The organism is Streptomyces sp. NPDC054863 (assembly GCF_053610825.1).
Window position 1 is genome coordinate 22,270 of the sequence record NZ_JBSGZD010000027.1, and the last position, 10,604, is coordinate 32,873.

Genomic DNA, 10,604 nt, shown 5'->3' on the forward strand with positions numbered 1-10,604 from the left:
GCCATGACCCGAGCCGCCGACGCGCTGCGCGAACTGCTCGACCTGCTCGCCTCGGGAGCCTCCGCCGAGCAGCTCGCGGCACCGGCCGCGCGGGCCCGGGCGGCCGACGCGCCGGGCGCCGCCCGGCTGGCGGAGGCCACGGAGGCGGCGCTCTCGGTGCGGCGCACCCTGGACCAGCACCGGCGGCGGGAGGCGGAGCTGGCCGCGCTGTTCGACACGGCGGGCGATCTGGCGGCGCTGCGCGGTCTGGACGCCGTGCTGCGCGCCATCGTCAGACGGGCCCGCACCCTGCTGGGCGCGGACGTGGCGTACCTGACCCTCAACGACCGGGCCGCGCACGACACGTACATGCGGGTCACGGACGGTTCGGTGTCGGCGGCCTTCCAGCAGTTGCGGCTGCGCATGGGGGACGGGCTCGGCGGACTGGTCGCGCAGACCGCGCGGCCGTACGCCAGCCGCGACTACCGCACCGACCACCGGTTCCGGCACACCGGGGCGATCGACAGCGGGGTGGGTGAGGAGGGGTTGCGCGGCATTCTGGGAGTGCCCCTGCGGCTCGGGGACCGGGTGATCGGGGTGCTCTTCGCCGCCGACCGGGCGCCCCGCGACTTCACGCCGGAGGCCATCGCGCTGCTCGGCTCGCTCGCCGACCACGCCGCTGTCGCCATCGACGGGGCGCGGCTGATGGAGGAGACCCGGGCGGCGCTCACCAGTGTGGAGGCGGCCAACGCCACGGCCCGCGCGCACAGCGAGGCCCTGCGCCGTGCCTCGGACGCGCACGACCGGCTCACCGAGCTCGTCCTGCGCGGCGGCGGAGTGGCGGACGTGGCGGCCGAGACGGCGGCGCTGCTCGGCGGCGGGCTGACGGTCCACGACGCGGACGGCACGGAGCTGGCCCGGGTGGGCGAGGGCGAACCGGCCCCGCCCGCAGGGGGGTTGGCCCGGTCCCGTACGAGCGGCCGGGCGGTGTACGCGGAGGATCGCTGGACCTGCGCGGTGGTCGCGGGAACGGAACTCCTGGGGTGCCTGGTCCTCACGGGACGGGGCGGACCTGACCCGGAGCGGGCAGAAGGCTCCGGGCCCGCCCCCGCGCCGCGCCCCGGGCCGTCCCCCGCACCCCGCCCCGAAGGGGCCCCCGCGCCCCGTCCCCTCCTCGCCGACGCCGACCTGCGTCTCTTCGAACGGGCCGCGCTGGTCACGGCGCTGGTGCTGCTGCTGCGCCGGTCGGTGGCAGAGGCCGAGGACCGGGTACGGGGCGAACTGCTCGACGATCTGCTGACCGCATCGTCCCGGCACCCCGACGGCGGCAGTCTCGCGCTGCGGGCCCGCCGGCTCGGCGTCGACCTGGCGAAGCCGCACGCGGTGGCTGTACTGGACTGCGCGCCACAGCTCAGAACCCGGCTGTCGACGGAGGCGGCCCGGCGGGCCAGAACTCTGGGAGCACTGGCCGGAACACGGGACGGCCAGGTCGTCCTGGTGGCCCCGGCCTCGCCCGCGGGGGTGGCCGTGCTCGCCCGCGAACTGGCCCACGACCTGGGCCGCACCCTGGACTCACCGGTCACCGTCGGTGCGGCAGGACCCGCCGAAGGCCCCGGCGAGCTGCCCGCCGCCCACGCCGAGGCGGTGCGCTGCCTGAACGCCCTGCACGCGCTGGGCCGGTCCGGGGAGGGTGCGGACGTCGTCGAGCTGGGCTTCCTGGGGGTCCTGCTGGGCGACCGCGCGGACGTCGGCGCGTACACCGCACGCATCCTGGGTCCCGTACTGGAGTACGACGAGAAGCAGGGAACGGACCTGGTCAGGACCCTGGAGGCCTACTACGCGCACGGGGCGTCGCTGTCGCGGGCGAGGGCCGAGCTCCATGTGCACGTGAACACGGTGACGCAGCGCCTGGAGCGGGTGGGCCGGCTGCTCGGACCCGGCTGGAACGCACCGGAGCGGGCGCTGGAGCTGCAACTGGCACTGCGGCTGCACCGGTTGAGCGGGGGCCGGGATCCCCGCCGGAGCGGGTGACCGCGCGACCGGCCACGACGCAGCCGCACCCGGCCGGCTCGCGGAACGGCGAAGGCGGGCGGGGGAATCTGCACCCCCACCCGCCCGATGGATCCGCTCAGGCGCCCATCATGTGCACGCCGCCGTCGACGTGGATGATCTCGCCCGTCGTCTTCGGGAAGAAGTCCGACAGCAGGGCGACGATGCCCTTGCCCGCCGGCTCCGGGTCACCCATGTCCCAGTTCAGCGGGGAGCGGGTGTTCCAGACGTCCGCGAGGTCGGAGAAGCCCGGGATGGACTTGGCCGCCATCGAGCCGAGCGGGCCCGCGGAGATCAGGTTGCAGCGGATGTCCTCCTTGCCCAGGTCGCGGGCGAGGTAGCGGCTGGTGGCTTCCAGCGCGGCCTTGGCCGGGCCCATCCAGTCGTACTTGGGCCACGCGAACTGCGCGTCGAAGGTGAGGCCGACCACCGAGGCGCCGCCGTTGAACAGCGGGCGGCAGGCCATGGTGAGCGACTTCAGGGAGTACGCGGAGACGTGCATCGCCGTCGACACGTCCTCGAAGGTGGCTTCGAGGAAGTTGAAGGCGCCCGGCGGGGCGAACCCGATGGAGTGGACGACGCCGTCCAGGCCGCCGAGCTCGTCACGGACGAGGCCTTCGAGGCGGTCCAGGTGCTCCTGGTTGGTCACGTCCAGCTCGATGACCTTCGCCGGCTTCGGCAGCTTCTTGGCGATGCGCTCGGTCAGCGTCGGGCGGGGCCAGGCGGTCAGGATGACGTTGGCACCCTGCTCCTGTGCCACCTTGGCCGCGTGAAAGGCGATGGAGGACTCCATCAGGACACCCGTGATGAGGATGTTCTTGCCTTCGAGGATTCCACTCATGGCGATCAGTGACCCATGCCCAATCCGCCGTCAACCGGGATGACGGCTCCAGTGATGTACGACGCGTCGTCGGAGGCGAGGAACTTCACCGCTGCGGCGATCTCCTCCGACTGCGCGTAACGACCGAGCGGCACCTGGGCGACGATGCCCTTGCGCTGCTCCTCGCTGAGTGCCTGGGTCATGTCGGTGTCGACAAACCCGGGCGCGACGACGTTGAACGTGATGTTGCGCGAACCCAGCTCGCGGGCGAGCGAGCGCGCGAAACCGACCAGACCGGCCTTCGAGGCGGCGTAGTTGGCCTGCCCGGCGGAGCCCAGCAGTCCGACGACCGAGGAGATCAGCACGACGCGGCCCTTCTTGGCGCGCAGCATGCCGCGGTTGGCACGCTTCACGACCCGGAAGGTGCCGGTGAGGTTGGTGTCGAGGACGGACGTGAAGTCCTCCTCGGACATGCGCATCAGGAGCTGGTCCTTGGTGACGCCGGCGTTGGCCACCAGCACCTCCACGTGACCGTGCTTCTCCTCGATCTCCTTGTAGGCCTGCTCCACCTGCTCGGTGTCGGTGATGTCGCACTTGACGGCGAGGAAGCCCGCCTTCTCCAGCTCGGCGGGATCACCCGAGCGGTACGTGATCGCGACCTTGTCGCCGTTGTCGGCGAAGGCGCGGGCGATGGCGAGGCCGATGCCCCGGTTTCCTCCGGTGACGAGAACCGAGCGGCTCAACGGATCACCCTTTCGATAGCGTTCTGGTACTGATCGAAACTATCGGTACCCGGGCTCGTACGGAGAATCGGGCCCTGACAGTGCGCTCCTCCGGTCGCTGTCGGGTTCCTACAGAGCAGCTAGGCGCCCCGATGCCGTTCCATCCGTCCTGGCGATCAGCTGCGCGAGCTGCTCGACCCGGGCTTCCAGCTCGGCGTACGGCAGGGTCAGGTCCAGGCAGTGCCGATGCAGTCTGATCTCGCCGCCCGGCACCGGGACGCGAACGGTGCTCGGCCGGCCGGACGCATTCGGCCGCCCCGGGGCGTACACCAGGTGCCCGTCCGAGAGCCCGAGCCGCACGCAGTACACCAGCACCTGATACAGGTCGTCCCGGACAAAGTCCTTCTTGTATTTGGCGTCCACTACGGTGACCGGCATGTCCACGCCATCTGGGCCGGGCAGGTAGTGGACCAGGTCGAGCTCCAGTTTGTGCCGCTTGCCCGCGTCGAGGTGATGCGACGTATCGGCAGCCTTCGCCCGTCCTCCCACCGTGCGGACCAGTGCCTCACCCACCGCCCGTGCCATGAAGTCCTCGTACACCCGCCACATCTGGAAGACCAGGCCGTCCACCGTGACGGTCCGCCCGTTCTCCAGCTCGTACGACGAACCGCCCATGATGAGCGCAGCCAGCGCCAGCACCGGCTGATAGCGCAGGTTGAGCCGGGTCCGCTGCCAGGTGGGCAAAGGCGTGCCCGGCACGGGTGGTGTGACTCCATCCAGTTGTACGGCGATCCCTTGGAGCTCCGCCCGGCGGACCGGATCCACACCGGGGACGCGCAGCAGCCGACGGACCGCGCCCAGCAGCAGCCGGTTCTCCGGGATGTCGGTGGTGTGGTCGTCGTACGTCACTTCCAGGGGCAGCGCGAGACCCGGGCGGCGACTGAGCTGTGCGGCGGCCCGTAGCCTGCCGCGCAGGAGCGGGAGGGTGTCGTCGACCTCCCGGTAGCCGAGGAGAACGCCGGCGCGCAGCGCCCGTTGGGCGGCCCGGGTGAAGCCGTGTGCGATGGCAGGCAGCAGGTCGGGGCGGGCGGCCACCTCCACCTGCCCCTTCTGCCAGGCCAGGCGTTGGGGGGCGTATCCGAGGAGGTACATCAGCCGGTCAACGGTCACTTTGGGGGCGATGGACAGCCGGACCCGCCCGGCACCTCGCCCGAGCCGAACCACTCCCACCTTGTCTCTGGCCCGCAGCTTCCAGAGGTCGTCGCTGCGGGCGGGCCGCATCTCGACGAGTTCGGACTCACTCAGCTCCCGCGCCTGTTCACGGTTGAGCTGCCATTCGGTCCACGGCTCCGACTGGCGCAGCCGGATGTCCGGTTCCTTACCTGTTCGCTCGCTCATGCGTCGGTGGCGCCCGTGTCGGGAAGGCCCACGGGCAGTCCGAGGTGTTCCCTGATGCCGTCCAGGCCGTACGTCTGCTGGATGTTGGTGTCGTCCCCCCAGTGGTATTCGGTGAGCAGCGGGATGATCTGGGTACGCCACAGGCGGTCCAGGGACTCGGGTCCGCGGTGGGCGAGCGGCTGCATGAGGTACGAATGACCGACCCGGAAGTCCCGGTCGGCAGACGGGCCGTCCGCGATACGGCGGTTGAGCTCGTCGAGGAGCAGCGCCGAATCCTGTGAATACCCCTTCGCTGTCAGCCAGTTACTCAACAGCCCCTTGAGTGGGGCGGATTCGGGGTGCAGCTCCTGGAATGAGAAGCGGCGGCGCATGGCGGCGTCCATGAGGGCGACGGTGCGGTCCACCGTGTTCATGGTGCCGATGATGTACAGGTTGGGCGGCAGCCGGAATCCCCGGCCCTCGTCGGATCCGTACAGAAGGTGGACGTAGTCCTTGCGGTATTCGAGGAGGAAGTACAGCTCGCCGAAGACCTTGGCGAGATTGCCCCGGTTGATCTCGTCGATGACCAGGACGAAGACTTCGGCGGGCCGGTCTTCCGCGGAGTCAGCGAGCAGCCGCAACGGGCCCCGGATCAGGTCGAACGCAAGCCCTGTGGGGGACTCGGCCTCCTGCCCCCTCGCCCCTGCGCCCGACGCGTTCTTCTCCGGACGGCGGGGGCGGAAGCCTTCGAAGAAGTCCTCGTAGGTGTACGCCGGATGGAACTGCACGAGGCGTACGGTGCCGAGGTTGCCCCCGGTCAGGTGACGGGCCAGTGCGCGTGCCGTCAGCGTCTTCCCCGTTCCGGGCGGCCCATGAAAAATCAACTGCCGTTTGTCCCGAAGGAGTTCGACACACTCCTGTAGCCAGGCGGTGTCGGGAAGCGTGAGTTCGGCGGCCAACTCCGCTGTTGCATCCGGGAGTTCGGCCTCGATCAGGGGCGGGGCAGTGGCCTTCTCGGGATCCGGGCCGGCCCACGGTTCCAGCTGGGAGGCGAATTCGCTGATGTCGACGATACGGGCGTTCGCGTCGTTGACTCTGCCCGTCAGCGCGTCGGGCAGATCGCGGACAAAGTCGAGCGGCTCGCCCAGGTTGCGCCAGTCGACGGACCGCGCATAGAGGGGCCCGCCGCTCTCCTTAGCGAGGTAGTCGACTGCTCCCCGCACCACCCCTACGTAGGCGTGCGGGCCGTCGGTGCACACCACGATGTCTCCCTCCTGTATCCGGGAGAGGAAGATGGAGAGTTCCTCGGCCTGCCGCTCGCGCTTGGCCGAGGTCGTGCCGGAGTATGCCTCGTCGACCGCCTTTCGGATCCTCTGCGGACCGGCACCTTGGGGAAGGGGGCCGAGGCGGTCGGCGGAGAGGGTCACCATTCCCTTTTCCCGCCAGAGGGTACGGATCAGGCTGGCGCCGTCCGGGCCGGCGCCCCGGATGACCCAGACACGGCGCGGCCTCGGCGGGATGATGTCCTGCCCGGACTCCTCGCCCAGCACCAGTGTGGTGAGCTCGTCGTCCGGAAGGCGCAGCTCCGGCTTGGCGCGTGCGGTGTCCACGGTGCTTCTGGTCTCGTCGAGCAGACCGTCCCGAAGGAGCAGGCCCTTCCACGTCTCCGTCTCGGTCGGCAGCAACGGCATACCGAAACCGGCCGTTCCGTCCTCGGACAGCGCCAGGTGCCAGCCCTCGGAGCGGGAGCCCTGGAGCGATGCGGCAAGTGCCTCCGCGTCGACGGAGTACTCGTCCGCAAGGGACTGCATCCCGATCCAGCGGTCGTCGGGCATCTCCGCGAGGAGTTTGGCCGCCGCGTCGAAGGGGTTCCGCTGGGTCTTCCAGTGGGTGTAGCGGATGGTCGCCTCGGACAGGAACGTCACCGGGTCGGAAAAGCTGCCGAGCGCTTGGACACCGAGGCCCGTCAGCCTCCACTTCCGGTTGGACCGGGTCAGCCAGCCGGCCTTCGTCATCCGGGTGGCGAGATAGTTGAGGTTGGTGTCGATCCCGCTCTTCGCACCGGACCCGAGCGCGTCCCACTCGTCATTCAGCGACGGGTCCAACTGGTGTACCCGTGCGCGCACTTCACGGAAGCGGAGGCCCTCTTGAAGATTCGCTTCCTCAGCAAGGATCGTTGCGACCCGGTGCAGTGCGCGAGCGGTGAGTTCGAAGGCAGTGGGCACGGCTTCCTCTCGTACGACGCCCAGGGCCGCGACTTGAGGCAGGGCGGGTACCGGGAAGGTACCCGCCCGTCACGCAGCGACAGTCACCGGGGTCGTTTCCGTGACTACACCATTGGTGATGACGAGCAGCAGGTCACCCACCGTCGCATCCCGTCCAAGCCCCAGTTCTGAGATCGGACGTGAACCGGGGATGTAACGCGTGGTGACGGGGACGAAGTGCAGTTGGTCCTCCTCGCCCTGCCAAGCGAGGATCGCCGTGGTCTCGTCTCCGCTGATCCGGGCTGCCACTTCATCCAACCTGTCGGGCAGGACCGCGCAGATCACCGTCAGCCGTTGCCGTTCCATCCGTGGGACGGCGGCGATCATGTCCAGTACGCCCGGCGCGGACAGCGTGCCCTCCATGAGGCGAGCAACAGCTGCACGGCCCTCCGTGCCCTCGTCACCTGCCACGGCATGGACGAACCGTACGATCGGCAGCCCGTCGTCGAGCACCTGCCGCCAGCGGGACAGCATGAAGTCGATGTGCAGGGCCTCCTCGCGGGTGGCCCCCGCATCACCCACGCCCTCGCCAATCAGCGTCAGCCAGGCATTGATCTCCGCCCACCGCCATACGAGGGAGCGTCCGACCGTGCCTTCCGGTTCGGGGAAGGGCAAGGCTTCCTGCCGCCGCTCGCCGTTGATCCATTGGAGGATGTTCTGCCTGCTGCGCCCGGTGCGGTCCGCGATGTCCGCCACCCCGACCAGATCGGGGTCAAGGCGCAGCAGCCGTAGCTTCGGCAGTTCCTTGTGGAACTTGACCACCAGGCGGTGCGCGGCGTCGATCGCGCTGTCACCGTCCATCGCCACGTCGAGCAGGTGCTTTCCTCGATGGCTGGTGAGCAGTCCGTCGAACTCGTCGAAGACGATGCCGACCGCTACGTCGTCGTCCACGCTGATGCCGTCCACGACGAAGAGAAACTCGTATTCCATCGCGCTCCCGCCCCCCTTAGACCGTGCTTCGAGTGCCCTCAGTAACCTCCGCGCCAGGGTGCGCCACCCCCACGAGGGCAGACTTACCCAGCTGTAGCGTGTTGTCAAACGACAACACCGCCCCCGAGGGTGCGGCGCGGGTCCCCTTCGGGGAGTGGGCACAGCTTCGCGCGCCGCGCAAGGTTTCGCGCAGTGCGCCCCGGGTTCTTCGCCGTACCCGGGACCGGGATGGTGAGGCAGCCTCCTCCGACACAGGGGCAGTACAGCCGCCCCCAGTGCCCTTCCTTGCGGAGAACCCAACCGGCGGCAACGAGCCGCTTCAGGACTTCGCGTATCTCTTTGTCCTGGTGATCCGCCGGTGACAGCTCACGCCCGACCATCCACCATCTCCCCAACACTCGCTACTGACACAGCAGTTGACTACCAACGCCGTGTGGCCGAGAGACTACTCCTTGGGTACGACAATCGACGAAATCGCACGTCGATACGGCAATTGGGGCGCCCGTTCGGTCTGGGAGGGTGCGATTCCGGTCGTACGGTCCGGGCGGTTCACGCGCGGCCGGCGGGGGCCGTTGCGCAACTTCAGACGTCGTGCGCGTCACGCGTGCCACACGGCAGGAGACAGCGAATCTGCTTGCCAACCGGCGTGAGGGCGACCTCCCAGTCGGGCGCGAGCAGGTCCACGAGGGGGAGCCCGCGCCCCGATTCGGCCTCCGGGTCGTCGAGTTGAACGCTGGTGCGGCGCGGGAGGTGGTGCCGGTCCGGGTCGTGCAGGCGGACCCACACTCCGGCGATGGTCGACTCGACCTCGACGACGAGTGGGACGTAGTCGCCGCAGGCCCGGACCGCGTTGCCGTACAGCTCGGAGAGGACGAGTTGGGCGGAGTCGACGAGGTCGGGTTCGACACCCGCACCGAGGAGCACCCGGCAGGTGAGAACACGGAGGGCGCGGAGATTGTGCGGCGAGGCGGAAAGGTGGAGGGCGAAGCCGGTGGGGGTGGGGGCGAGGTAGTGGCCAAGAGTGGCGACGGGGCTCGCGGGGAGCGCCGGGGTGTTCGCATTCATGAGCATCGAGGCACCTTTGCCTTGGTGGCATGTGCGGCCAACTGCCCGCAATGATCAGCTAATTGGCGATTGACCACATGCTGTCCGTAGCAGGATGCACCCATGGGGTGAGCAACTGCAAGATTGGGGTCCACTTCCCCAATTAGGAACATTCGTTCCATCGACTTAGGGCGTGGAATGGCGTCACACTGCACCCGTGGAGCAATCGTCAGTACCCGCACGAACAAGCTCCGGACCGTTTCCGCATCCGGAAACCCAGATAGGAGGCACACCCCGTATGCCGACAGTCCCGCTGGTTCCCACCGTGCGCAGACGGCGCCTCGGCAGCATGCTGCGGCGGCTGCGCAACGAATCCGGCATGAGCCTGGAGAGCGCCGCAGCCGCCATGAGCTGGGACACCGGCAAGCTCTCCCGCATCGAGAACGCCAAAGCCCACATCCGCGCTCAAGGGATCGCTCCCTTGCTGAAGCTGTACGGGGTTTCCGACCCTGACGTCGTCACAGCGCTGGAAGGCTTGGCGAAGGATTCCTCGAAAACGGGGTGGTGGCAGACCTACAACGGCGTTGTCACGCCTGCCTATTCGGACTACATCTCGCTTGAGTCCGACGCGGAGAGCGTCCGTATCTATGCGCCCCTCCTCATCCCCGGCCTGCTCCAAACCGCCTCGTACGCCCGGGAAACGATCGCCGCCAACGCCATCACCCGACGCCCAGAGGAGGTCACCGCCCTCACCGAGGTACGTCAGGCCCGTCAAGCGGTCCTCAGCCGGCCCGAACGCCCGCTGAAGCTCTGGGCGGTTATCGACGAAGCAGTCCTGCACCGGCGCTTCACCGATCGCCCGAACATCATGCGGGATCAACTGCAGCGGCTGCTGGACGCCTCCGAGGTACCAGGCGTCACCATTCAGGTCATGCCACTGGACGCCACCCCGCACCCCGGCGGAGCAGGGGCCTTCGACCTGGTCTCATTTCCCGCCCCCATTCCGACCGTCGTGCAGTTCGAAAACCTGAAGGGTACGAGCTACGTCGAGGGCACTGACGACGCCGAGCTCTACAGCGATGCGTTCGGCCAGATTGTCGCCGCAGCCCTGCCAGTGAGCGATTCACTGGCGCTCATCAAGCGAATGAGAGAAGGAACCGCCACGTGAACCGCATGACCAAGCACATTGATCTGTACACGCACGTCCCTCCCAAGTCGGCCTGGCGCAAGTCCACCCACAGCGCCGGTGAGGGCCAGTGCGTCGAGGTTGCCACACTGCCAGGGAACGGTCAGGCGGTACGGGATTCCAAGGACAGGGGCATCCCTCCTCTGCGCTTCACGGCCGCGCAGTGGTCTGCCTTTCGGGCCGGTGTCCTGTCGGGCGCATTCTGACCGGTGAAGGTGCGCAAGTGGCCGTCC

General features: G+C 68.9%; 9 protein-coding genes. 3 read left to right on the forward strand and 6 right to left on the reverse strand.

Features of this window, described 5'->3' with window-relative positions:
- The first annotated feature begins 3 nt into the window (after positions 1-3).
- Positions 4-2,010, forward strand: a complete 2,007-nt coding sequence (locus tag ACWGIG_RS08230) for a helix-turn-helix domain-containing protein (RefSeq protein WP_453320723.1) — start codon at positions 4-6, stop codon at positions 2,008-2,010.
- 97 nt (positions 2,011-2,107) lie between these two features.
- Here the strand turns inward: ACWGIG_RS08230 and fabI are convergent, their stop codons facing one another.
- The 6 genes from fabI to ACWGIG_RS08260 form a co-directional block, all read right to left on the reverse strand.
- Positions 2,108-2,869: an enoyl-ACP reductase FabI gene (fabI, locus tag ACWGIG_RS08235; protein WP_453320724.1), complete on the reverse strand. Its 762-nt coding sequence runs from the start codon at positions 2,867-2,869 to the stop codon at positions 2,108-2,110.
- Positions 2,870-2,874: 5 nt separating this feature from the next.
- A complete protein-coding gene (gene fabG, locus ACWGIG_RS08240) occupies positions 2,875-3,591 on the reverse strand; it encodes a 3-oxoacyl-[acyl-carrier-protein] reductase (protein ID WP_453320725.1) in 717 nt (238 codons plus the stop codon).
- Positions 3,592-3,699: 108 nt separating this feature from the next.
- Positions 3,700-4,968, reverse strand: a complete 1,269-nt coding sequence (locus tag ACWGIG_RS08245) for an McrC family protein (RefSeq protein WP_453320726.1) — start codon at positions 4,966-4,968, stop codon at positions 3,700-3,702.
- A complete protein-coding gene (locus ACWGIG_RS08250) occupies positions 4,965-7,073 on the reverse strand; it encodes an McrB family protein (protein WP_453320727.1) in 2,109 nt (702 codons plus the stop codon). Before ACWGIG_RS08250 ends, ACWGIG_RS08245 begins: the two co-directional genes overlap by 4 nt.
- Before the next feature lie 168 nt (positions 7,074-7,241).
- A complete protein-coding gene (locus ACWGIG_RS08255; RefSeq protein ID WP_453320728.1) occupies positions 7,242-8,141 on the reverse strand; it encodes a helix-turn-helix transcriptional regulator in 900 nt (299 codons plus the stop codon).
- Positions 8,142-8,723: 582 nt separating this feature from the next.
- On the reverse strand, positions 8,724-9,206 hold the full coding sequence (locus tag ACWGIG_RS08260) for an ATP-binding protein (protein ID WP_453320729.1): 483 nt from the start codon (positions 9,204-9,206) through the stop codon (positions 8,724-8,726).
- 277 nt (positions 9,207-9,483) lie between these two features.
- Between ACWGIG_RS08260 and ACWGIG_RS08265 the strand changes: the two genes are divergently transcribed.
- Together ACWGIG_RS08265 and ACWGIG_RS08270 are read left to right on the forward strand one after the other, a co-directional pair.
- Positions 9,484-10,353 carry a helix-turn-helix domain-containing protein gene (locus tag ACWGIG_RS08265; protein WP_453320730.1) on the forward strand — a complete coding sequence of 290 codons (870 nt, stop codon included), beginning with the start codon at positions 9,484-9,486 and terminating at the stop codon, positions 10,351-10,353.
- 5 nt (positions 10,354-10,358) lie between these two features.
- A complete protein-coding gene (locus tag ACWGIG_RS08270) occupies positions 10,359-10,577 on the forward strand; it encodes a DUF397 domain-containing protein (RefSeq protein WP_453320737.1) in 219 nt (72 codons plus the stop codon).
- Positions 10,578-10,604: the final 27 nt, after the last annotated feature.